Here is a 24,148-nt window from a genome sequence, read left to right as displayed (position 1 = left end):
CAAGAACGACTATCCAGACTTTGGACTATTTTGCTGACCGGACTATCCAGACTAACACCCATAGTGTTTATGATCGAATTTGCCTCCGGGCCTTACCGCACCACCATTGTTCGCATCTGGAAAGTTTTCCTGTTCGGCCTCGTCGCCCTGATTCTGTATGTACTGGCCGTGTCGGTCGATTTCCTCTGGCTCTTCGGCGGTATGCCCGACCTGAAAGCGCTGGAAAATCCCAAAAGCCAGGAAGCCTCGACCATCTATTTCAACGACGGGCCGCAGATGGGTAAGTTTTACCTCGAAAACCGCACGCCCGTCGAGATTACGCAGGTATCCCCCAACGTGATTTCGGCCCTGCTGGCCACCGAAGACGCCCGGTTTATGAAGCACTCCGGCATCGACGCCCGCTCGATTGCCCGGGCACTGGCAGGGATCGTCACGTTTCAGAATACGGCGAGTACGGGTGGGGGCAGTACCCTGACGCAGCAAACCGCCAAAAATCTCTTCAATACCCGTGAGGAAGTCTACGAAGGGGCGTTGGGCAAAGTGCCGGTGATTCGGCTCGTCATCGCCAAAACCAAAGAGTGGATTCTGGCCGTGCGCCTCGAACGCAACTACACCAAGCAGGAGATCATCATGATGTACCTCAACACGGTGTCGTTTGGCAACAACACGTACGGCATCCGGACCGCCGCCAAAACGTATTTCGATAAAGAGCCCTGGCAACTATCGGTGGATGAGAGCGCGTTGCTGGTTGGGATGCTCAAAAATCCGTCGTTGTTTGATCCGCGCGTGTTTGAAGACCGCGCCCGCGACCGGCGCAACGTGGTGCTGAGCCAGATGAAAAAATACAAGTTTCTGACGGCCGACCAGTACGTGACCTACAAGATCAGGCCGGTGAAGCTCGATTTCAACATTGAAAACCAGAACACCAACAAGGCGCCCTACTTCTGCGCTTACATCAAGGATTTTCTGAAAAGCTGGCTTAAACAGTATAACAAGGAGAACGGCACCGACCTGAATCTCTACACCAGCGGCCTGAAAATCTTCTCGACCATCGACTCGCGCATGCAGAAGGCCGCCGAAGAGGCCGTGATGACCAACATTCGCGATCAGCAAAAGAAATTCTACGAGCAGTGGCGCGGCCGCAACCCCTGGGTGTTCCGCAATGCCCGCAATCAGTGGCAGGAGATGCCCAATTTCATCGAAAACTCGGTGAAGCGCACGACCCGCTACAAACTGCTCAAAGCGGTGTATGGCGACGATAAGAAAACCATTTGGCGCGAGCTGAACAAGCCCGTGAAGATGAAGGTGTTTACCTACACCAACCGGCGGATGGAAAAAGACACCACCATGAGCACCATCGACTCGCTGAAGTACTACAAGCGGCTGTTGCACACCGGTTTCGTGTCGATGGACCCGACCACCGGGTACGTTCGGGCGTGGGTTGGGGGCGTCAACTTCAAGTACATGAAATTCGACCACGTGGCGCAGGGCAGACGTCAGCCGGGCTCTACGTTCAAGCCGTTTGTGTACCTCACCGCGCTCAACAACAATTACTTCACGACCTGCGACCGCATCACCGATCAGCCCGTGGTGTTCGCCCACGGTGAAGACGGCAACGGCGGGCCGCCCTGGCAACCCAAAAACTCGACGGGCCGCTACAGCTACCGGGCCCTCTCGTTGCGTGAGGCCCTGGGGCAGTCGGTCAACAGCGTATCGGCACAACTGATCAAAAAAACCAAGCCGGGTCCCGTACTCCGCACGGCGGCGGCGCTGGGTATCGACACCACCGGGTTTCCGGCCAACCCCACGCTTTGCCTCGGCACGGCCGACGTGTCGGTGATTGAGATGGTGGCGGCCTATTGCTCGTTTGCCAACAGCGGCCACCGGGTGCAGCCCATGACCATCTACCGCATCACCGATAAGAACGACAACGAACTGGTGCGCTTTACGCTCAACGCCGTACAGGTGATCAGCGCCCAGAAAGCCTACGACATGCTCTACCTGATGCGCGGTGCCGCCGAAGACCCCAACGGTACGGCCGGTCGCCTGCGCACCCAGTACAAGCTATTGGAAAACGGCAATCAGATTGCGGCCAAGACGGGTACCACCTCGAGCTATTCGGATGGTTGGTTTATGGGCATCACCCAGAATCTGGTCTCGGGCCTGTGGGTGGGTGGCGACGAACGGTCGATTCACTTTAAGAACATCGAGTTTGGGCAGGGGGCGCGGCTCGCGATGCCAGCCTGGGGTATGTATATGCAAAAAGTATACGCCGACAAAACCCTGGCCAAGTACAAACCGAGCCCGTTCCTGAAACCTGACGGCTACAAAGTTGACTGTGGCGGCTATTACATCGATTCGTCGCAACGTTACATACCGCCCAAAATGGCTCCCGCCGAAGAAGAAGAAATTCTGAATTAGGGAGAAAGGAATAAAGGGAAGATGAAGGAAAGGGAGCTGGCGCCTCGTTATTGCTGACGCGCCAGCTCCCTTTCCTTCATCCTCCCTTTATTCCTTTCTCCTGTAAGTCTAACTGACGCCGCCGCGGCCTAGCAGGCGCTCGGCAAAATGGCTATCGGCCAGCAGTTTCTGGATCAGTGCGATGTCGTTTTCGTTGAGTAATTCACCAATTGTTAGTTGATAAAGGCCAGCCAGCTCCTGTAGTTTGGTGAGCGAAGGCTGTGTTTGTCCACTTTCCCATTTGCAATAAGCAGGTTGGGTCATACCGATATTAAACGCAATGTATTCCTGCGAATAGCCGAATAATTGACGAAGCCGACGAAGCTTTTCCGATAGCATCTGCATAGTTCAACGATTTAGGGTATAACAAAAACGGAAATGTAGAGCGTCGGTACATAGCAGACAGTTATAACAGGTTAATCTATTGGCTTAATCGTGTAGTGTATACGGAAGCCAACGGGCGTTCGGATTGCCGCTCTCACGCAGAATTATTGAGTGGCCCCGCCAATGGCCGGTTATAAACTTATAACTGAGCGCTATGAAGCTATAAACGCTCGTTATCGGGCCGGGCGCATGAACCCCCCACCTTTGTCACAGGCAAACGGCACCACGGCGGGCACAGTAATTAAGTCAGCCAGTCGGACGGTCGGGCGCCCCGCGGCAGCCGAAAAGCGAATCGAGTAGGCAAGTATATAGTCAACGATCAATTGTTATGAAAACGCTCGAACTAGCCCAACTGGGCCTCGAAGAACTCTCAACTACAGACATGATGAACAACCACGGGGGCGGCGACAGCACCAGCATCGGTAATATCGGTGGCATTGCCATCGGTGACCTGATCGACGTGAGCGGCAACAGCCTGTTTAACGGCGACTCCGCCCTGTTCAGTGGGAACTCAACCAGCACGGTCACTGACCTGACGACCCTGCTCAATTTTGTGTCGAATCGCTAATCGGTAAATCCGTGTCTCGGCCTAATCAATCATTGTCACAGGAGGTCATCGGGTAGTCGGTCTCCGTCGAACTAGTCTTATCTTCTATCCACGAAGACCGACTCCGGTGACGATCCGTAAACTTCTTTCTGTTATGAAAACGCTCGAACTGGCCCAGCTTGGCCTCGAAGAATTATCAACAGCCGACATGATGACTAACCAGGGCGGTGGCGATACCACCAGCATTGGTAACATTGGCTCGATCATAGCCGCCGACTTTCTGGACGTAAGTGGCAACAGCCTGTTCAACGGCGATACCGCGCTCTTCAGCGGGAACTCAACCAACACATCGACGAGTCTGTCGACCCTGCTGAGCTTCGTAACCAGCCGCTAAGCGTCAGGTACGTTGCCTGAGTCCCGTTTATCCATTTGTTTCAGTAGTGGTGGCGTCGGCTAGTCTGGTTTCAAGTGCTCGGTCAACAGTTGCACCGGCGAAACCGGGCTACCGGCAGCTACCCATAACTCCTTACGATTATGAAAACGCTCGAACTAACCCAACTGGGTCTCGAAGAACTATCAACAGTCGATCTGATGAATAACCATGGTGGTGGCGATACCACCAGCATCCTCAACATCGGCAGCATTGCCGTCGGTGATCTGGTGGATGTAAGTGGGAATAGCCTGTTCAACGGCGACAACGCGCTGTTCAGCGGGAACGACACGAGCCTCGTCAACAACCTGACCACGCTGCTCGGCTTCTCATCGAGCCGGTAAATAAAGCCAACGTGAATCGTCAACGTCAATTCATCACAGTGGTGGTGGTTTGGTAGTCGGGTTTCGTTTTCCATAGTCATGAATCGTGGTAACGAACCTGACTACCAGCGACTGCCCTTAACGCCATACAGTTATGAAAACGCTTGAACTGGCCCAACTGGGCCTCGAAGAACTATCAACTGCCGACCTGATGAACAACCACGGGGGTGGTGATACGACTAGCCTCGGCAACATCGGGTCGATCATCGTCACGGATCTGGTCGATATAAACGGGAATGAGCTGTTGAACGGGAATTACCTCGCCTTTAGCGGGAACACCACAAACACGGGCACCAGCTCGACGACCAGCTTCAACTTTAATTTTAGCCGGTAAGCGTACGCGTACAGCCGTGGGGTCGGGTTGCCCATAAAACCCATTGAGTAACAAGTAGGAAGCAGGTATGCAGCCCGGGAAACAGGAATCCGTTCCGTCAGTTTCCAAGTGAGGGCGACATCCCTGCTTCTTTTTTTTTCGTAAAAAATAGATGATGCATGTCATAAATGGTCATCGGTAGTCATTCATAGTCATCTGCTTCGCGTCATTGGTTGTTTTTACAATGAATGACGCCAAAGGCAAATGACTACGAATGACGGCGCAGCCTAATGACGTGCAGCCCCCAACAACTCAACGCCCTATGAACGAGAACGACTTTTCGCACGGTCTGGTCACGTACCTGCCGACGGTGAGCGTCAGGAGTCAGCTCATCTATACCACGGTGTTAGGAGCGGTATTGCTCACACTGCTGGCCCTTCCGTTTATCTACGTGGATGTATCCGTGCAGGCTAATGGCCTGGTGCGCCCCATTTCGGAGCGGAGTGAGGTGAAAGCCACCGCCGGGGCCGTCATCGAAGCCGTACTGGTGAAAGAGTGGCAGACGGTGAAAAAAGGGCAGCCCCTGTTTCGGCTCCGCTCGGAGCAACTGCTCACCCGTCAACAACTGATCGATCAGCAACTAGCCGAAAAACAGGCGTTTGTGCAGGACCTGACCCAGCTTACGACCCGGTCGTGGAAGGAAGTGGCGGGCTTGACGGCTCCACTCTACCGGCAGGAGTACACCCGCTTCCGGTCGGTGGTGGAAGAAAGCTGGAACCTACAGGAAAAACGCAAGCGCGAGTACCAGACGGCGAGCCTGTTGTACTCGCAGAAGGTGATTGCCCGCCTCGAATACGAAGATGCTCTCTACGCCCACAAAGCCGCGTTGGCCCGCTACAATACCCTGGTGGAACAGCAACGGAGCGACTGGCAAACCGACCTCACCCAGAGCCGCCGCGACCTGAGCAACCTCGAATCGGAAGCTAAGCAGCTCGCCGAGGAGCAGGAACTGTATGTACTGAAAGCACCCATTGGCGGCACGGCGAGCCAGTTGGCGGGGCGCTATGCAGGCAGCTACGTGCAGCCTGGCGACATCATGGCCGTGGTCTCGCCCGACTCGACGCTGATCGTGGAAGCGTATGTGCCTTCCAAAGACATTGGCCTGCTGCAACCGGGGCAGGTCGTGCGCCTACAAGTCGATGCCTTCGATTACAACCAGTGGGGGCTGCTCACCGGCAAGGTGCTCGACATTGCCAACGATTTCACCATGAACAACAACCAGCCGGTATTCAAGGTACGTTGCCAGCTCGACCGGCCGTACCTGAGCCTGAGCAACGGCTATCGGGGGCAGCTCAAAAAAGGGATGACCGTGCAAACGCGCTTCCAGGTGGCCCGCCGGTCGTTGTTTCAACTCCTCTACGACAAAGCCGACGACTGGCTGAACCCGGCCATTCAGGCGAAACCGTCACCGTCTAACCGATTGGCGCAGCAGGAGGGCGGAACACGCTCATGAGCCTACTGAACCAACTCAAAAACAGCTTGTTAGCCCGATGGCAACGTACCCAGGACCGCCTGGCCGAGCGCAGCCTTGGCGCCCGCGTGCGGGTAAAGCAGCGTGACCTGACCGACTGCGGCGCGGCCTGTCTGGCGTCGGTGGCGTCGTATTACCGGCTGGTGTTGCCCGTAGCCCGCATCCGGCAGATCGCCTCCACCGACCAGAAAGGCACCACCATGCTGGGGATGGTGGAAGCCGCCCAAAAGCTCGATTTCCAGGCGAAAGGGGTAAAGGCGACCTACGAAAGCCTATCGAAGATTCCGCTGCCGGCCATTGCCCACGTGAACGTGCTCGACGGCCGCATGCAGCATTACGTAGTAGTCTACCGCATCACGCCGCAACACGTGACGGTGATGGATCCCTCCGACGGGCAGATGCACACCCTGACGCCCGAGCAGTTCAAAGCCGCCTGGACGGGCCTGCTGGTGCTGCTGATCCCCGACGAAACGTTTAAGATCGGCAACGAAAAAGTGCCGGTGTTGCAGCGGTTCTGGCGGCTCATGCAGCCGCACCGCGCCGTGATGGGGCAGGCCTTGTTCGGGGCGCTGATCTACACCATCCTGGGGCTTTCATCGGCCATTTATATTCAGAAGATCGTCGATAACGTGCTGGTTAACGGCAATCGGAATCTGCTCAACCTGCTCAGTATCACGATGATTTTACTGCTGTTTTTGCAGATTTTTATCAATGCTACCCGCAGTTTCTTCAACCTGAAAACGGGGCAGCGCATCGACGCCGCGCTCATTCTGGGCTATTACAAACACCTGATGACCCTGCCGCAGTCGTTTTTCGACACCATGCGGGTAGGGGAGGTGATTTCGCGGGTCAACGACGCCGTCAAGATCCGCACGTTCATCAACGAGGTGGGGCTGGGCCTGCTGGTTAACGTGCTGATCGTCTTTTTCTCGTTCGGGCTGATGTTTACCTACTACTGGAAACTGGCCCTGATCCTGATTCTGGTGGTGCCGTTCTACGCGGCGATTTATTGGGCCATGAACCGGTTCAATCAGCGCTACCAGCGTAAGTTGATGGAAAACTCGGCCGATCTGGAAGCGCAGCTAGTGGAATCGCTCAACGCCATGCCCACCATCAAGCGGTTTGGGCTGGAACAGTTTGCTAGCCAGAAAACCGAAAACCGCTTCGTGATGCTGCTGCAAACGATCTTCCAGACGGGTAGCGCGGGCATTTATGCCGGTAATGCGTCTGAGTTTGTGACGCGCCTGTTCACGATCATCCTGCTCTGGGCCGGGGCTGGGTACGTCTTGGGCGGCGACCTCACGCCGGGCGAACTGCTGTCGTTCTACGCGCTCATCGGCTATTTCACGGGCCCCGCCGCCAGCCTCATTGGTGCTAACCGGCCCATTCAGGAAGCCCTGATTGCCGCCGACCGTCTCTTCGAGATCATGGACCTCGACCGCGAGTCCAACGAAAACAAGGTGCAGCTACGCCCGGATATGGTCGGTGATATTCGGTTTCAGGGCGTTACGTTCCGCTACGGGTCGCGCGCGCCGGTTTTCGACAACCTCACGCTGACGATGCCGAAGGGTAAAATCACGGCGCTGGTGGGCGAAAGTGGCTCGGGCAAGTCGACCATGCTGTCGCTGGTGCAGGGGCTGTATCCTATTCAGGAGGGCAGCATTTTCATCGGTGAGTACGATATCAAACACCTGCACAGCGACAGCCTGCGCCGGGTGGTGAGCGTGGTGCCGCAGAAGATCGATCTGTTTGCCGGTGACGTGGTCGAAAATATCGCCATCGGTGAAGAAGACCCGGATATGGAGCGTATCCTGTCGATCTGCGGGAGCCTGGGCATTACGGATTTCATCGAACGCATGCCCAACGGCTTCAAGACGTACCTGGGCGAAAACGGCGCCACCCTATCGGGCGGGCAGAAACAGCGACTGGCCATTGCCCGCGCCCTCTACCGCGACCCCGAGGTACTGATTCTGGATGAGGCCACCTCGGCGCTCGACTCGGCCTCGGAGCAATACGTACAGCAAACGGTGCAGCAACTGCGAAAGGCGGGTAAAACGATCATCATCATTGCTCACCGCCTGAGCACCGTCCGGAAAGCCGACAAGATTGTGGTGCTGGAACAGGGCCGCGTGGTGGAAGAAGGCAAACACAACGAATTGCTCAAGAGCGGAAAGATTTATTCGCAGTTCTGGCAGCAGCAAACCGAACTGGTCTGAAGCTGATCGGTGGAACAGAATGGCAAGCGGATGACGGGATGGGGCGGATCTACGTGGATTTTATGGCTTTTCAATGGCTTGTGGTGCAAACCCTAAACGCCAGATAAGCGACCATCCGCGATTAGTCTCAGTATTCTCGTCATCCGCGTTCCAGCCTTAGTAATACCCATCTGCGGGCGGGCCAGCGCCGCATAGGCTGATAGGCCGATCGCTCAATATGAATAGTATTTATTCTATAGAAATAGTATTTCTTTTAGTTTTACCATCAGGCCACTTGAGATACCTGATGAAACGAAGCACCGACATCGACCCGACTATCCGAGCGAATTTCAACCACGCCAAACTGCTCGTCGTTGAAGATAACCCCGACCACGGCTTTATCATCCAGAGCGAGTTGCGCCGGTCGATGCCAGAGGTAAAAACCATTTTGGCAACGAACGCCGACGAGACCCGTTCGTACCTGAGCCAATGCCAGGGCAATGACTGGGACATCCCCAAAATGGTGTTGCTGGACCTGTACCTGCCTGACCGCCAGGATGGCTGGGACCTTTTGGACTACATTCGGGGGCTACCGGCCGACATTAGTAAGATCCCTGTCGTGCTGTTTAGTTATTCTGGTCACCGCGAAGACATTGTCGAAGCTTATCAGCGGGGGTGTTCATCGTACCTGGTCAAGCCCAGCCGCACCTCGGAGTGGCAGGCCTACTTCGATCAGCTCCGTTCCTATTGGTGGGAGACTGTAACGCTGCCCAGCAACCGTATTTCCGTCTTTTAGGCGTAAGTACGGCTGCTGACCGGAAACTGGGCGAGAAAGAACCAATAGTTGAACAGTTGCGACAGAACGCGGACAAACGCGTCCGGCTCCTCCGGCACGGCCACCACCGAATTGACATCCAGCTGATACGCCTGATCGGAACAATCGTCCTGCCCGTTGAGCCAGACAACCGGAATAATGCGTAGGCGCGGATCCCCCTTGATCGTTTCCACACTCCGCAGGCAATTGGCGCAATCAGTTCGGGCGTCGATGAGCACCAGGGCGGGCCATTCGTCGTCGGGTACGTGGCGTAAGGCCTGAGTCAGGTCATCGCCCGCCTGAGCGGTTTGCAGGCAATAGGCCAGTCCCAGCTGGTTCAGGCAGTGCTCGGCCAGCAGCCGGGCATCACCTTCCAGGATGGCCAGCAACTGGATGGGAGGCATCGCGTTCGACAGCGCCGGAGCCCCCATCGGAGTCAGGTCCAATGACGTATCGCTGAAGCCGGACCGCACGGTTTGCAAGGTTGCCAGCACGCTAGCCCACCGCCGACGGCTCACGGGTAGCATCGTGCCGTCCTGAAGCCGAATCGCGGCCGCCATCTTGGGCCGGGGTGGCGGCTCAACGTCGACCACGAACGCCGGATTAACCAGGGCTGTTTTATGAATGCGGATGAAGCCAGGTAACCGCTGTTCGAAATACACCAGCGGCTTGGCCAGCAGTTGCCGTTTGCCGTTTCGAAAATACACCCAGGTGTAGTTGTCGGCTCCACTAAAGTAAGCCAGCAGGATGGGGTAGCTCAGCAGCGGGGTGATGACATGCACGGGCGAAAAACGTTGAGAGGTGGTTGAGGTTGGTAAGCGATAAACAGTCAGGTAATGGTTACCGATCAGTACCGATGGGCGAGGCATCGATCAGGTCGGCCAGCAGGTGCGTCATGGCGTCCACGTTTCGGTTGATCATATCCAGCAGGTGTACTCGATCGGCATCCGACTCGGCGGATTTAAGCAGTTGAGTCGCTCCCGACACAACCCCGATACTGCTGCGGATATCGTGCGAGGCAACGCGCATGGAAGCGCCCCGGTCGTTGAGTTGCTGCCGGAGGGCCGCCAGCTGCGCCGTGACCCGGATCGCCTCGTCGGCCTGTTGGCGCAGGGCTTCGCGTTGCAACTGTGTCTGCCTTAGTTCGGTAACGTCCAGGTAGGTCAGCACCACGCCGCCGTCATGTTTGGCTGCCGAGATGCTCCACCAACGCGGCTGTCCGGCCTCGTCATACGCCCGTTCTTCATACAGGGCTACGTCTTCCGCAATGATGCGGTAAAAGTTAGCGTAGGTAACCTCTTGCCAGAGCAGCCCGGCCAGCCGGGAAGCCGACTGCCCAACCAGCTGCCCGACGGGTTCGCCCACGATGGCCGCAAACTTGTCGTTGAGGGCCACCAACTGATAGTCGATGATGGAATCCAGGAGGGGGTCGCCTTCCAGGGGGTCGGGCTTGTCGAATACGGCTTTTATGTAGCCAATGGCCGCTGGTGAATTGTTGAGGACGGCCTGCAGGTACAGCGCCTGTTGCCCCCCTTGCCGGTTGGCCCTGCGCAGGTCTGCCTGAGCCCTGGCGAGCGCTTCGTTGGCTTTTTCCAGTTGGGCGGTTCGTTCGTCGAGCAACGCTTGGAGCGTGGTTGCCTGTTGGTCGATGGGATGCTCTTCCGAGGTTGGCGTGCCGGAGGAACCGTGTTCTTGGCCGATTAGAGGGGCGGGGATCACTTGTTGTCTGGACATACTGGTCTGTTTTGAACGAAAGCAGTTAGTCGCTAAGCGGTAAGTCATTATACAACCCCCGTGTTTTAAACTTGTTACCAAATCCAATTTATGTGTCTTTAACTGATTCGTGCAGTTCGTATGAGTTACCCTATTACTTGCCTTGACTAAGGGCGTAGATACCACAAAAACAGCAAGGCAACCCGTCGGCTGATGGGTTGTCCCTGCTGTTGAGTAGAAAAGAGGAAAGGGCCGTTACTCTTGCTGGTTGGCCTGCTCCATCTGCTCGACCTGCGCGTGGCCGGGCGGAATGGGCGGGGCTAACCGGGGTGTGTCGCCAAAGGGGCGGGCTTTCTGCTCCTGGAAGGTGCCACGCCCATCCAGTGAAGGCCCCTGGGTCCAGCGGCGGTCTTGCCCGGCCGATGGCTCCTGTGGGTCAATGTTGGTGTTGACAAACGCATAGCTGAACTCCTGCGCTTCCTGGCTTTGGGGAAAGCTGTTGGGCACGGGCAAGACGCCCCGGATGTCGCCATGCCCGAGTTCTTCCAGCACGGCCAGCCACTGCTGTTGGTGCATGGTATCGCGGGCGATCAGGAACGACAGCATGTCTTTCATGCCGGCGTCGTCGGTTAGTTCGTAGAGGCGCGTGGCCAGCACCCGGCCCGTGGCTTCGGCCGTAACGTTGGAGAACATGTCGGAAGCCAGGTTGCCCGAACTCACGATCCAGGAGCCGTTGAAGGGGACACCGTTGGCATCGGAAGCCAGCGCCCCCAGTCCGCCCGACAGAAAGTGGCGCGGATCGCCCCCGCCAACGATTTTCTCCATGATCGGGTCGTTGCCGACGATGGTATCGATGACGCTGCTCGACGCCCCTTCGAGGTTCAGACAAACCGCCGTGGCGAGCATCTCGATGTGGGCCATTTCTTCGGTTCCCGTATCAAGCAGCATATCGCGGTAGCGTTGCGGCCCCCGCGCGTTCCAGGCCTGAAAAAGGTATTGCAGGCACACCCGAATTTCGCCTTCGATGCCACCGATGGCCTGTTGCAGGGCACGGGCGAATTGGGGGTCGGGCTTATCAACCCGCACCTTGTACTGGAGCTTTTTATCGTGATAAAACATGTGTTGAGTCGTTGGTTAAAAAGAGAAATGTCCGAAAAGTGTGGGGCTGCCGGGCGCCCCGCCGGGGGGTAGGCTGCTACTGATTCGTCATGGAGCTGCTGCCCGTGGTGCTGCCGCTCCGGTTGCGTTTTTCGTTTTTGCGCTCGGCATTCCGCCCGGAGTTCATCGTTCCCTGCCCGGAGGTGCTGCCCGATGTTGAGCCGCTACCATACGTACCTGAGTTGGTAGTGCCGCTCTGGCGCGTGGTTCCCGAGCCGGTCCCGTAGGTGGAGCCACTGCCCGTACTACTTTGCCCGGTTGAGCCTGAGTTGCCGGATTGGCCTGATTGCGATGGCCTCTGCGACGAGGTACTTCCTGAGTTGGTCGTCTGGGCCTGGGCACCCACGGCCGCTACGGTAAGTAGCAGCAGGACCGTCATGACAGTCGTTTTCATACGTTGTGTTGGTTTGAACGTGCCTTGTTAACCGCTCCCGTCTGGCTCCGAGCCTGAGGTCGGTAGCCACGAGTGAGGCAACGGACCCGACTCCCATTGTTTGCTCCGCAGGCAGGCAACGCAACGAGCAGACGGCCCATACCCAATCGGTGACGGGAGCCGCAAGGCGGGTGGCGTAGCTACGCCGGTTGAACCGGGGCTGGCCGCCAGAGCACCCATGAGGCAACGGCCCGCCCTGCCTGGCACAGGACCGTTCCCTTATTCGATTCGGGCTTGTTTTTGACGGCGTAGGCCGGGCCTGGTTATCAGCGCAAACCATAAAACAACGTACCTGACGACCTCCCCGGCGACAGGTACGTTGCCCCCCTCCCGACAACGCAAACCAACCAGACGATGAAACGAAGTCTCTTGCCGATGCTCCTCTTGGCGACCCTGACCAGCCTCTCGGGCTGTTTCCAGGGCGACCATCAACCTACTGAAGATGGCGCTAACGATGCCGCTGGCACGGGCGATGCCGATCTGGCCCGTGAGGTGACGGGCGTGTGGCTGCTCAGCACCGACTACAATTATGATCAACGCTGCAATTACCTGCCTTTGGAGTACGTGCAGTCGTTGTTCAACATCGATGAGTCGGTCAAACTCGAAAAGTATGACCTGCCTAACGGCTGCGAAGTTCGCTGGGATGGGCAGCGGGTAGGCCTTTACTTTGAAGAAGCGTCGCCCTACGAGTCGGTGTTCAAGTCGGAATATGCGTTCGATACGCTGTTTCAGCCCCGTAAAGCCGCCCGCCTCGACTCGAATACGATAACGCCCGGCGTAAAGATGGGGGCGTATCACGGCCCCAAACCCCAGGGTACAGCGGCTGAGCGGCCTGCCGACGGGCTATCCGGCAAAGGCGTCGATGCGTCGGCGCTGAACGATACCTCGACCAACCTGTCGCAGAACAACACGCCCGCAACGGCGCACCTGGTCGCGCCCGCCGACAATACGCCAACAGGCGTAGCCGTCAACAACGTGGGCGACAAAGCTCTCTGGGAACCCCGTAAACGGATGCTGCACGTGCTGTACCTGAACCACATCTTCCATGTGCAGGCACCCACCAAAGGTGATGAAAAAGCCGCCCGGGAGGGCGCGCAAAACGTCGCCAGATACCTTATCGGCCATCTGAACAACGCCAGTGCTCAGCTTCCCAAAACGCTACCACGCCCTAAACAACGCAATTTTGAGCCAAAACACCCCAAGCCGGAGGTTGATAACCGCCTCCGGCTTGGGGTGTTTTGGCTACTGACACGCTACATTGCCCGTAGTGAGGGACAGTCAGACCTTTCCCTTATAATCCCAGTGGTCTTTTACTACGGCTCCGTGCTCATCTTTGACCAGCCGACGGCTGAAATGATCGCCTTTGATGGTGCCTTCTTCATTGGCGGTGCCCAGGTAGAGCAGCCGCGGATAGCCTTCCTCGTCGGTTTTAGTGGCCACGTCGTAGCGGCCAAATTTGAACCGGACCAGGTGGTTGGGCTCGTAGCGTTTGGTAAGCTGTTTCAGCAGTTGCGGGCCAATTTTCTGGGTCATGATCGGGTATTGTGGTTAGTGAAAAGAGAGTTAGTGCGGTATGAAGAGCCGCTCCGGAATGGGGGGCGGCAGCGTAACGCGGTAGCTTTCGTGGCCCTGCGCATAGAGCACGATGGATTCGGGATGCAGATAGACCGAGGCGTTACCTGTGCACTGATCCGGCGTCGGCGAGTCGCCCTCGGGGCCGAGCCATGCCTGATCGGCGGAGTCGAGCAGTTTGGTCCAGTCGCCCGGCAGGTCGGGGAGCTGAACGGTACGCGTTTCGGTCGTAAAATTCATTAGACACAGCAGGTGCTGATCCTGATGCCAGCGGTGCAGCACCAGCGTATGGGCTTCCTCGTCGGGAAAGACACGCAGGGTCTGGCGGTTCAGGTTGTAGAGGGCCGGGAGCTGCTTTCGGAGCGTAATCAGGGTCTGATAGTACCGGAGCAGCGTTTGGTGGGGCTGTTCGGTCGGCAGGTGCCACTGTAATTTGGTCTGCCGGAAGGTTTGTTTCCGTTGCGGGTCGGGCATGTTGCCATCCTCATAAAAGGCGGCAAACTCCGCCTGCCGCCCCGCCCGCACCGACGCGATCAGCGCCGGGTCGGAGTGGTGAACGAAGTAAAAGAACGGGTTGGTTTCGGCCCATTCTTCCCCCATGAACAGCATCGGGATAAACGGGCTCACCAGCACGGCCCCGGCCATCAGTTTCAGCATCTCGAAACTGTAGAGGTGGCACGAGCGTTCGCCGCCCTTCCGGTTGCCCACCTGATCGTGGTTTTGCGAGAACACAATGAACTGATGCCCCGGATGGCGCTCCACCTTCAGGCCAAAGCGTTTCTGACGTACCTGCGAAAACTGCCCGTCGTAGGCATAAGCATCGATGTACGACTTCGAGAGGTGATAGACCCGCTCATAATCAGCGTAGTAGCCGGCCGGCTCTTCGCCCACCGAGACGCGCAGGGCGTGGTGAAACTCATCGACCCACTGCGCATCCATGCCGTAGCCATGCTCGGTCAGCGGGTTGATCACCCGCGGGTCGTTGAGGTCGCTTTCCACGATAAGGTAGTAGGTACGTCCGGTTTGGGCCGACAGCTCATCGACCCGCTGCCGCAGTTCGCGCAGGATATGGATGGGGCTGAAGTCTTTGATAGCGTGAACGGCATCGAGCCGCAGGGCGTCGACGTGGAAGTCGCGCAGCCACATCAGCGCGTTTTCGATCACGTACCGCCGCACGCCATCGCACCAGGCATCGTCGTAATTGACGGCTTTGCCCCAGGGCGTGTTGTACTGATCGGTCAGGTAGGGGCCAAACTGGCTGAGGTAATTGCCTTCCGGCCCGAAGTGGTTGTAGACGACGTCGAGCACCACCGCGATACCCCGGAAATGGCAGGCATCGACCAGGTGTTGCAGGGCCGTGGCGCCGCCGTAAGCATGGTGGGCCGCAAACAGGTTCACCCCGTCGTACCCCCAGTTGCGATCGCCGGGAAACTCGGCAATGGGCATGATCTCGATGGCATTGACACCGAGTGCTTTGAGGTAGTCGAGTTTTTCTTCGATGCCCGCAAAGGTGCCCTCCGGTGTGAACGTACCTGTATGCAGTTCATAGAGCAGGTACTGCGCTAGCGGCGGGTTGACCCAGCCCGTGTCTTCCCAGGGAAACGTACCCGTGTCGACGGCCCGCGAGAGGCCATGCACGCCTTCGGGCTGCGATAGCGAGGCTGGGTCAGGCAGCATTGGTATCGGGCTGCGTTCAGTCGGGCTGCGTTCAGTCGGGCTGCGTTCAGTCGGGCTGCGTTCAGTCGGGCTGCGTTCAGTCGGGCTGCGTTCAGTCGGGCTGCGTTCAGTCGGGCTGCGTTCAGTCGGGCTGCGTTCAGTCGGGCTGCGTTCAGTCGGGCTGCGTTCAGCCGGGCTGCGTTCAGCCGGGTCGCGGTCTGTCGGGTCGGGTGCCGGAGAGTCAGACTCGGCGGGGTGCTGGCCGTTCAGCACAAAGGCATACAGGTCGCCGGGGGCGAGTTGGTCGGTGGTCAGCTGCCAGTAGCCGAACAGGTCTTTCGTCAGGGGTAGTAGTGCCGCCTCGGCGGGTAGCCAGAGGGCTACGTCGTCGGCCAGCGGTGCCCAAACCAGCACGTTGGCCTGGCCGGGGACTGGAAAGGTAACGCCCAACTGACGATGGCTGACCTGCAGGGAACGTGGCCAGTCGGTTGTTCGGTACGGAGCGGGTTGGGTAAAATCAGTGAATCTCATAGTTGATAAGGTCTTGCGGCGCGGTCGTGTCCTGCCACCAGCCGGGGCCATCGGGCATGAGGTCGTTGACGGCTATGCCCGCTGCCAGCTGCTGCACCATATGGGTAAGGGCCGTAGCGCGGGGCTGCCCCTTCTGAAGAGTGAAAACGCCGGGCTCGTAGCAATTTTCCGGGCGGGTGAGCAGGCAGTGCCAGTCATACATGCCAAACAGCGCCCAGGCTGTCACGGCTCGAATGTCGGCCCCCTGCGCCCGGGCCCATTGCGCCTGCTGCCAGACCTGACCCAGCCACCGCATCTGCTCGTCGACGGTGCAGCCCAGATGGGCCTCCGTCACCGCGATGGGCAGTTCATACCGGTCCCAGGCCTGTTTGAGGAGCGCACCCAACCCGAGGCGGCGGGCTGGTGCGCCGCGCACCACTTCCGTATCCTGGTAGTGGCCGGGCTGCTGGGGGTCATCGAACAGAAACCGTTCGCTCGTCACGTAGTGGTTCACGCCCAGCAGCGAAGGCGGGCAGGGGTTGTCGAGGTGAAAGCCCAGATCAGCCTCCGAGGCACCCGAGGCGCGCAGGTACGTCCAGAGGGGGTGCGTGGGCGTGACCCGTCCGCTGAGCAGGTCCCAGCCCAGCCACCGCCGTTCGTTCTCGAAATCGGCCTGGTACTGAAACGAGGGCATACTGTGGGTATAGCCCAGATCATCGGTTTGGATCAACTGCGCATCGGGACGTACCTGCTGGATCGCCTGCATCGCCCGCACCGTGGCCCGGCACTGCCGAAGGAGCAACTCGACAAAGCACCGATCCGACTGCGCATGCGGGTACCAGAGGCCGTACAGCCCCGAAAAGCGGGCCGTTGTAAGGGGCTCGTTGATGGGTGTATACGCGTCGACCCAGGGGTAGCGCTCGGCAACCCGGCGGGCATACCGGGCCAGTTCCCACTCAAACGGGGGCTGATCGAAAGTCGCGTAGCGGGGGCCGCAGCCATGATGTACCAGCCCCACGATGGGCCGGATGCTCAACCGGCGCAGGTACGTTAGCCGTTCGTCGGGCCATCGCCAGTCGGGCTGAGTCGGGTTTTCGGGGGCTGTGCGCTCCCACAAGATGGGATAGCGAACCGTTTTCAGCCCTAAGGCGGCGATTCGATCCAAATCAGTCAGCCGGGTGTGGTGTCCTGTACGCCGGAGTTGATCGTAATACCGATCACCGACGCGATTGACGGTGCACTCAATGCCGCCCCAACCGGCCACGGGGGCTCGTCCGGGTGAAGCGGGTAGTTTCTGATAAAGCATAGTAGCAACGCGAATCGTCTGGCCCGCTGCAACAGCTTGTTGCAACGAACGCTCTTACCTTGTTGTCAGGAAAGAATGATAGCCTATTAAATGGATAGGCATAGGTTAGTATAACCGGAAAAGCCGGTTTATAGCCCAAAATGGCCTTATAGAGTGAGGCAGCGGCCTCAATCGGCTGGTCGTGGCGGTTCGCGCAGGGTAGGGGTTCGCCAGCCAGCAATAAAAAGCCTCCCTAAACTGAAGTAGGGAGGCGTCGGGCCGTCGGCGCCTGGGCCGCTTTGGTACTAAGAAACAGGAACTGGCAAGGCGGTCGGCTACAACTGACTGCCCATGCCGATCAGGACCGTGGACAGGATGATCAGGCCGAGGCCGATGTAGACGGTCGTCAGCGTTTTTTTGCTGGAGCCTTTCCATTCCTTCAAAAACAGGCCCCAAAGCGTACTAAACAGGATGATGAACGCCATGTGCATGGTCCAGCCGGCAAAGCGGAACTCATCGCCCAGGTACGTGTCGCCCATGCCGTAGAAGAAAAACTGAAAGTACCAGGTGGTACCCGCCAGCAGCGCCCAGCCGTAGTTGTTACCGAGCGGGGCTTTGCTATCGGTATAATCGCCGAAACTTTTGTTGCGGCTGTTGAGGACCATGCACCAGATCAGGTTGGTGGTGAGGCCGCCCGCCAGCAGCACGGGGTAGATGGCGTTGTTCTGCCAGAGCGGGTCGGTGCCCAGCTTCACGACGGCTTCGGCAATGGGCTTGCCCGCACTCAGCCCGAAGGCGAAGCAGGCACTCAGTACGCCCGATACGGTGGCGATCAGGATGCCTTTGCGCAGGTCGAACTCGGCGACGGCGGCTTTCTGTTGTTCGGCACTTAGTTCGCGCTCTTTCCGAACGCCCGCCAGCCCGCAAACGGCAATCCCGATAAGGCAAACCACAATGCCCAGCAAGGTTGCCTGCCCGGCGCGGGTGAAAAGCAGTTCATCGAAACGGCCTTCGTAGAGGGGTGGGATGAGCGTCCCGAAGGCCGAGCAGTAGCCCAGCGCTACGGCCATGCCCAGCGAAATACCTAGGTACCGCATGGTGAGGCCGAAGGTAAGCCCGCCGATTCCCCAGAGCACCCCAAAGAAGTATGTCCACCAGAGGGTGTTGGTGCTTGCCGATGCAATCGCCTCCGACGTGCCGGTGACGGTAATGGACGCCATCAGCCACGGCACAATCAGCCACGACGCCACGCCACCCACAATCCACGCGCTCTCCCACGACCAGCCGCGCACGCGCCGGAACGGAATGTAAAAACTGCCCGACGCATAGCCGCCGAGGGCGTGAAAGAAAATGCCAAGAAAGGAGCCCATAGGGTAGGAGGAAAGGGGTTACGGTAAAGGGGTGAGAGACGGCGGTATCGGGTATCTACTCACCCGCGCCGCTGCGTCAATCATCATTTTTACCAGATAAAATTGTGCCGCCCAAGCGGGGCAACCTTCCCACTCCTTCCCGTAGGCACGTACCTAGAGCGAATGGCGCACGATCAGCCGGAAGGGGTTCTCGATGTGGTCGGAGCGGTTCTCGCGGATAAGCTGTGCGGCGGTGCGGCCCATCTGCTCAAAATCGGTCGACATCACGGTGATGCCGTCCAGAATGATCTCTTTCACCGGCGTATCGTTGTACGACAGTATGCCCACGTCCTGCCCCAGCCGGTAGGGGGTCTGCCGGATTTTCTTGACCAGCGGCACCAGGTCGTCTTCCATCAGCGTGATGTAGGCTGTTTGCGCCTCGATGGGCTCGGTGTCGATGCTTGAAATGAGCTGCGCCCCAAACCCATGCTGACTGCAAAAGGCGAAAAAGCCATTCAGGATCGCTTTGGGCAGGTACGTCTGGTTGGGAAACAGGATCGTCAGCTTCCGGTATTTGGTCAGCAGGGGCAGGGCTTCCGTGAGCGCGCTGTCGATATCGGCCTTGAAATTCTGGTACACGGCGGCGTAACGGCCCCGGATGCCTTCCATCAACTTGTCGAGTACCAGTAACTTATGCTTGGGCAACTGATCGATCAACTGCCGGGCTTTGTCTTCCTGATCGAAGAAGTGCGGGATAATGACGTAGTGCGTCAGGTCGCGGTCGTCCTGTTGCTGAAGCAGGTCGCGGAAACGCTCAAAATCATTGTAATACACGTGTAATTGCACGGTGGCGTCGGGGCCGAGGCTGGCCACAAAAGCGTCGTAGATGAGCTTTTTGTGGGCGCTCAGCTTGTTGAACAGCAGAAAAACGGTCAGCTTCTGGTCAATGCCCGTGTGCTTGATGTAATAGCCTTTGCCGTTGACCGAATTGATGATGCCGTTGGCCTGTAACAGCCGATACGCCTTCTCGACCGTCCCGTGCGACACGTCGAACTCGCTGCTGACTTCAAAGATGGAGGGCAGCCGATAGCCCGGCCCCACCAGCCGCTGTTCGATGTTCCGAATCACCGAGTCGTACAGTTGCTGGTACTTGGGCGTGTCGGCTTGGGCGTTGAGTCGCAGTAGCTGAACGGGGCAGATGAGTGGGTTGGCTGATGGCATACGGCGTTGGCAAACGTACCTGAGAAATGAAATGGACCACCAAATATACTGGTAAGGTGGGTGGTAAGTGATGGGAAGGTAGGGTTTGGCAAAAAGCTACTTTTGCCCCGTATACCTGCTCGTTTAACCATGTCTGTTCCCCAATCCTACAAACACGTAAGTTACCTCTGGGACGAAGCCGAAGCGGCCAAATTCGATGACCTCAACGGCGCCGAACGCGAAGTCGCCCTGCTGGTGTATCGCTCCAACCTGCTGGGCGCCGACCTGCGCCTCACCAACTACGGCGGGGGCAACACGTCCTGCAAAGCCATGGCGCCTGACCCGCTTACCGGCCAGGAGACGCTGGTGATGTGGGTGAAAGGCTCGGGCGGCGATCTGGGCACCATGAAACGCAACGGCCTGGCCGCGCTCTACATGGACCGGCTACAGGCGCTGAAAACGCGGTACCGTGGGCTGGCGTTTGAAGACGAGATGGTGGGCCTGTTCAACTACTGCCTCTATGACCTCGACTCCAAAGCGCCGTCGATCGACACGCCGCTGCACGCGTTTCTGCCCTTTGCCCACGTCGACCACCTCCACCCCGACGCGGCCATTGCCATTGCCGCCGCCAAAGACGGCAAACGCATCACGCAGGAGTTGTTCAACGGGCAAATCGGCTGGGTCGACTGGCAGCGCCCGGGTTTTGATCTGGGCTTGAAGCTGGAACAGTGTCTGGCCGAAAACCCAGGCATTCGGGGTATTATGCTCGGGTCGCACGGCCTGTTTACGTGGGGGGACACGGCCTACGAAAGCTACCTCAATACACTCGACGTAATCGAGACCTGCGCCACGTACCTGGAAGACAACTACGGTAAAAAAGGCTTAACCTTTGGCGGCGAAGCCCTGGGCGCGCTGCCCGCCGACCAACGTACCCAACAGGCGGCCAAACTGGCCCCGGTGCTGCGCGGCCTGTGCAGCAGTAAGCAAGCTATGATCGGCCATTTCACCGACGACGCCCGCGTACTGGAATTCATCAACAGCCACGATCTGTCGCGGCTTGCGCCGATGGGTACGTCCTGCCCCGACCATTTTCTGCGCACCAAAATCAGCCCGCTGGTGCTGGCCCTCGCGCCCGACGAAGACCTGACCGACCCGGCCGCGATCAAGACGAAGCTCGAACCGGCCTTTGCGGATTATCGAGCCATGTACACGGCCTACTACGAGGCTTGCAAACACCCGAACAGCCCCGCCATCCGCGATGCCAATCCGGTGGTGCTGCTGTGGCCCGGCGTGGGGATGTTCACCTTCGCGAAAGACAAGCAGACGGCGCGGGTAGCCGCTGAGTTTTACATTAACGCTATCAACGTGATGCGTGGGGCTGAGGCCATTTCGGAATACACTTCGCTGCCCCGTCAGGAAGCGTTCGACATCGAATACTGGCTGCTGGAAGAAGCGAAGTTGCAGCGGATGCCGAAGCCCAAGCCGCTCTCGGGCCGCATCGCCCTCGTGACGGGTAGCGCAGGGGGCATCGGGAAAGCCATCGCCAAAAAGTTTGCCCAAGAAGGTGCCTGTGTGGTGCTCAACGACATCAACGAAGAGCGGCTCGCTGGTGCACAAGCTGAGTTTGTCAAGTCGTTCGGGAACGATGCCGTGGCCACCACCCCGCTCAACGTGACCGACTGGAGCAGCATCGAAGCCGCGATGGACGCCGCTAGTCTGGCCTTCGGCGGGGTCGATATCATCGTCAATAACGCGGGCATCAGTATCTCGAAGCCCATTGCCGAGCATACCATCGAGGAGTGGGACCGGCTCTACGACATTCTGGTGAAAGGGCAGTTTATGGTGTCGAAAGCCGCCGTAGCCGTCATGCGCAAGCAGGGCCTCGGTGGCGACATCATCAACGTCGTCTCGAAAAACGCGCTGGTCGCCGGGCCCAACAACGCGGGGTACGGTTCCGCTAAAGCCGCCCAACTGCACCTGAGTCGCCTCAATGCCGCCGAACTGGGGGCCGATAAAATCCGCGTCAACACGGTCAATCCCGACGCCGTCATCGCCGACTCCAACATCTGGGCGGGCGGCTGGGCCGAAGGGCGCGCCAAATCTTACGGCGTGTCGGTGGACGAACTGCCCGCCTACTACGCCAAACGTACCCTGCTGAACGAAGTCATTCTGCCCGACGACATTGCCAATGCCTGCTTCGCCTTCGTCGGTGGCCTGCTGAATAAATCAACCGGCAACGTACTCAACGTCGACGGCGGCGTAGCGATGGCGTTTGTTCGGTAAAGGTTGAGTAATGAACAACGCACAATGAACAATGCACAATGGTGGAGCCGATACCTATTAACGCGGAAGTGGATGAACCGACAACGAACCTCACCAGTACCTACTGGTTAGTCGAAGAGGCGGGAGTTGGGTACGTAACTAAGCCGAATCAGGTGCTTGACAAAGCCGTTGCGTTCGCTGTTCGCATTATCAACTTGCATAAATGGCTCCGCAAAGAACACCCAACCATTGGTGCGCTGTCGACTCAGATTCTTAAGGCTGGAACTTCTATTGGCGCTAATATTAACGAGGCCGATTGCGCTTTTTCCAAACGTGAGTTCGCCTCGAAATTAGGCATATCGCTCAAGGAAGCCCGTGAGACCAATTACTGGTTGGGCTTATTAAAAGCAACGGACTATATCGATGAACCGATGTATGCATCATTGAGCAGAGATTGTGGTGAATTAATACGGTTGTTAGTCAGTATACTCAAATCAACCAGAGCCAATCTCACGAAACAGCAGTGAAGCAGATTGATCACCAGCAGGCTGTACAACGTACCCATTGTTCATTGTACATCGTGCATTGTACATTACTACCATGCTCCTAAACTCAGATCAGATCGCGCAACACAACGAAGCGCGACTCGCCAAACACAAGCAGCAACTGGCTCCCTGGACGGGCGAGGTTGATAAAACGGAAGCCATCATCGAGAAGCTGATGGCTTATCAGGTTGCTATTCCCAGTTGGGCGTTGGGTACGGGCGGCACGCGCTTCGGGCGCTTCCCCGGCGGGGGCGAACCCCGTTCGCTCGACGAGAAAATCGACGATGTGGGGCTGCTCCACGCCCTCAACCGGTCGTCGGGGGCTATTTCGCTGCACATTCCCTGGGATATCCCGGCCGATGCCGCCGCCACGCGGGAACGGGCCGCCGCGCTGGGGCTGACCTTCGACGCCGTCAACTCCAACACTTTTCAGGACCAAGCCGACCAACCTGAATCCTACAAATTTGGCTCGTTGCAGCACGTCGACGCGGCGGTGCGGCAGCAGGCCATCGACCACAACATCGAGGTGATCCGGCACGGTGTCGAACTGGGCTCAAAATCGCTGACCGTCTGGCTGTCGGATGGGTCTTGTTTCCCGGGTCAGTTGAATTTTCGGCAGGCGTTCCAACGTACCTACGAATCATTGCAGGCGATCTACGCCGCCCTGCCGCCCGACTGGAAGGTGTTTGTCGAATACAAAGCCTTCGAGCCGAACTTCTATTCGATGACCGTCGGCGACTGGGGTAGCAGCCTGCTCTATGCCCAGAAGCTGGGGCCGCAGGCCTACACGCTGGTCGATCTGGGCCACCACCTGCCCAACGCCAACATCGAGCAGATTGTATCGCTGCTGCTGATGGAAGGCAAGCTTGGCGGGTTCCACTTCAACGACTCGAAATACGGCGATGACGATCTGACGGTGGGTAGCATCCGGCCTTACCAGCTCTTCCTGATCTTCAACGAACTGGTCGAAGGGATGGACGCGCGCGGCATGAATCACGCCTCCGATTTGGGCTGGATGATCGACGCCAGCCACAACGTGAAAGACCCGCTCGAAGACCTGCTCCAAAGCGTGGAGGCCATCCAGATCGCCTACGCCCAGGCCCTGTTGATTGACCAGGCCCGGCTGGCCGACGCCCGCAACGCCAACGACGTGGTGACAGCGCAGGAGATTTTGCAGGACGCCTTCCGTACCGACGTGCGCCCGCTGGTGGCCGAAGCCCGCCTGCGAGCCGGAGGGGCACTGGCCCCGCTCGCCCTCTTCCGTGAACAAGCCATCCGGCAGCAACTCATCGGTCAGCGCGGCGCCAAAGCCATCGCCACGGGACTCTAATTAAAGCGTGAAAGAGCCAAAGAGCGAAAGAGTGGCTGATAGAGCAGTCAGCGTCTAAGCACGTTTCGCTCTTTGGCT

20 protein-coding genes are annotated in these 24,148 nt (G+C 58.2%); 11 read left to right on the top strand and 9 right to left on the bottom strand.

All coding sequences use genetic code 11. From position 1 onward, the window contains the following. The first annotated feature begins 69 nt into the window (after positions 1-69). A complete protein-coding gene (locus FAES_RS17775; protein WP_015332617.1) occupies positions 70-2,421 on the top strand; it encodes a penicillin-binding protein 1A in 2,352 nt (783 codons plus the stop codon). 108 nt (positions 2,422-2,529) lie between these two features. Here the strand turns inward: FAES_RS17775 and FAES_RS17770 are convergent, their stop codons facing one another. Beyond that, positions 2,530-2,805, bottom strand: coding sequence for a helix-turn-helix domain-containing protein (locus FAES_RS17770; RefSeq protein ID WP_015332616.1), 276 nt, complete (start codon positions 2,803-2,805; stop codon positions 2,530-2,532). A 367-nt stretch (positions 2,806-3,172) separates the two neighbouring features. Between FAES_RS17770 and FAES_RS17765 the strand changes: the two genes are divergently transcribed. The 7 genes from FAES_RS17765 (at position 3,173) to FAES_RS17735 (ending at position 9,039) form a co-directional block, all read left to right on the top strand. Further along, positions 3,173-3,412, top strand: coding sequence for a hypothetical protein (locus tag FAES_RS17765; RefSeq protein ID WP_015332615.1), 240 nt, complete (start codon positions 3,173-3,175; stop codon positions 3,410-3,412). 133 nt (positions 3,413-3,545) lie between these two features. Further along, a complete protein-coding gene (locus tag FAES_RS17760) occupies positions 3,546-3,785 on the top strand; it encodes a hypothetical protein (RefSeq protein WP_015332614.1) in 240 nt (79 codons plus the stop codon). Positions 3,786-3,925: 140 nt separating this feature from the next. Next, the gene (locus FAES_RS17755; RefSeq protein WP_015332613.1) at positions 3,926-4,165 is read left to right on the top strand and encodes a hypothetical protein; all 240 of its coding nucleotides are present in this window, start codon (positions 3,926-3,928) and stop codon (positions 4,163-4,165) included. A 133-nt stretch (positions 4,166-4,298) separates the two neighbouring features. Then, positions 4,299-4,538 carry a hypothetical protein gene (locus FAES_RS17750; RefSeq protein ID WP_015332612.1) on the top strand — a complete coding sequence of 80 codons (240 nt, stop codon included), beginning with the start codon at positions 4,299-4,301 and terminating at the stop codon, positions 4,536-4,538. Positions 4,539-4,839: 301 nt separating this feature from the next. After that, a complete protein-coding gene (locus tag FAES_RS17745; protein ID WP_041258064.1) occupies positions 4,840-6,030 on the top strand; it encodes an HlyD family secretion protein in 1,191 nt (396 codons plus the stop codon). Beyond that, a complete protein-coding gene (locus tag FAES_RS17740) occupies positions 6,027-8,264 on the top strand; it encodes a peptidase domain-containing ABC transporter (protein ID WP_015332610.1) in 2,238 nt (745 codons plus the stop codon). The genes FAES_RS17745 and FAES_RS17740 overlap by 4 nt, the downstream gene beginning before the upstream one ends. 286 nt (positions 8,265-8,550) lie before the next feature. After that, positions 8,551-9,039 carry a response regulator gene (locus FAES_RS17735; protein WP_041258063.1) on the top strand — a complete coding sequence of 163 codons (489 nt, stop codon included), beginning with the start codon at positions 8,551-8,553 and terminating at the stop codon, positions 9,037-9,039. On the opposite strand, the gene FAES_RS17730 is transcribed toward FAES_RS17735, so the two are convergent. The 8 genes from FAES_RS17730 to FAES_RS17680 all read right to left on the bottom strand — a co-directional run bounded on the left by FAES_RS17730 (position 9,036) and on the right by FAES_RS17680 (position 19,954). After that, entirely contained in the window at positions 9,036-9,839 is an 804-nt protein-coding gene (locus tag FAES_RS17730; RefSeq protein ID WP_051054198.1) for a LytTR family transcriptional regulator DNA-binding domain-containing protein, read from the bottom strand. The genes FAES_RS17735 and FAES_RS17730 overlap by 4 nt on opposite strands. Positions 9,840-9,897: 58 nt before the next feature. Beyond that, entirely contained in the window at positions 9,898-10,791 is an 894-nt protein-coding gene (locus FAES_RS17725) for a histidine kinase dimerization/phospho-acceptor domain-containing protein (RefSeq protein WP_158408791.1), read from the bottom strand. Between the two features lie 234 nt (positions 10,792-11,025). Beyond that, complete coding sequence (locus tag FAES_RS17720) at positions 11,026-11,889, bottom strand: manganese catalase family protein (RefSeq protein WP_015332606.1); 864 nt, start codon at positions 11,887-11,889, stop codon at positions 11,026-11,028. 76 nt (positions 11,890-11,965) lie between these two features. Next, entirely contained in the window at positions 11,966-12,322 is a 357-nt protein-coding gene (locus tag FAES_RS29125; protein WP_015332605.1) for a hypothetical protein, read from the bottom strand. Between the two features lie 1,602 nt (positions 12,323-13,924). Next, on the bottom strand, positions 13,925-16,120 hold the full coding sequence (gene treZ / locus FAES_RS17695; RefSeq protein WP_229364499.1) for a malto-oligosyltrehalose trehalohydrolase: 2,196 nt from the start codon (positions 16,118-16,120) through the stop codon (positions 13,925-13,927). Continuing rightward, entirely contained in the window at positions 16,107-17,405 is a 1,299-nt protein-coding gene (locus FAES_RS17690; protein ID WP_015332602.1) for a glycoside hydrolase family 1 protein, read from the bottom strand. Before FAES_RS17690 ends, treZ begins: the two co-directional genes overlap by 14 nt. 314 nt (positions 17,406-17,719) lie before the next feature. Next, a complete protein-coding gene (gene rhaT, locus FAES_RS17685) occupies positions 17,720-18,754 on the bottom strand; it encodes an L-rhamnose/proton symporter RhaT (protein ID WP_015332601.1) in 1,035 nt (344 codons plus the stop codon). A gap of 153 nt (positions 18,755-18,907) precedes the next feature. Continuing rightward, positions 18,908-19,954 carry a GntR family transcriptional regulator gene (locus FAES_RS17680; protein ID WP_015332600.1) on the bottom strand — a complete coding sequence of 349 codons (1,047 nt, stop codon included), beginning with the start codon at positions 19,952-19,954 and terminating at the stop codon, positions 18,908-18,910. A gap of 129 nt (positions 19,955-20,083) precedes the next feature. Between FAES_RS17680 and FAES_RS17675 the strand changes: the two genes are divergently transcribed. From FAES_RS17675 to FAES_RS17665, 3 genes are all read left to right on the top strand, one after another. Next, a complete protein-coding gene (locus FAES_RS17675) occupies positions 20,084-22,216 on the top strand; it encodes a bifunctional rhamnulose-1-phosphate aldolase/short-chain dehydrogenase (protein WP_015332599.1) in 2,133 nt (710 codons plus the stop codon). 38 nt (positions 22,217-22,254) lie between these two features. Continuing rightward, positions 22,255-22,722 (top strand): four helix bundle protein, encoded by a 468-nt coding sequence (locus FAES_RS17670; protein WP_083891497.1) that lies wholly within the window; start codon positions 22,255-22,257, stop codon positions 22,720-22,722. A gap of 73 nt (positions 22,723-22,795) precedes the next feature. Then, positions 22,796-24,070 carry a sugar isomerase gene (locus FAES_RS17665; protein ID WP_015332596.1) on the top strand — a complete coding sequence of 425 codons (1,275 nt, stop codon included), beginning with the start codon at positions 22,796-22,798 and terminating at the stop codon, positions 24,068-24,070. The last annotated feature ends 78 nt before the right edge of the window (positions 24,071-24,148 follow it).

Source organism: Fibrella aestuarina BUZ 2, assembly GCF_000331105.1.
GTDB classification, from domain to species: Bacteria; Bacteroidota; Bacteroidia; order Cytophagales; family Spirosomataceae; genus Fibrella; species Fibrella aestuarina.
This window is presented reverse-complemented; position numbering and strand designations above follow the sequence as displayed.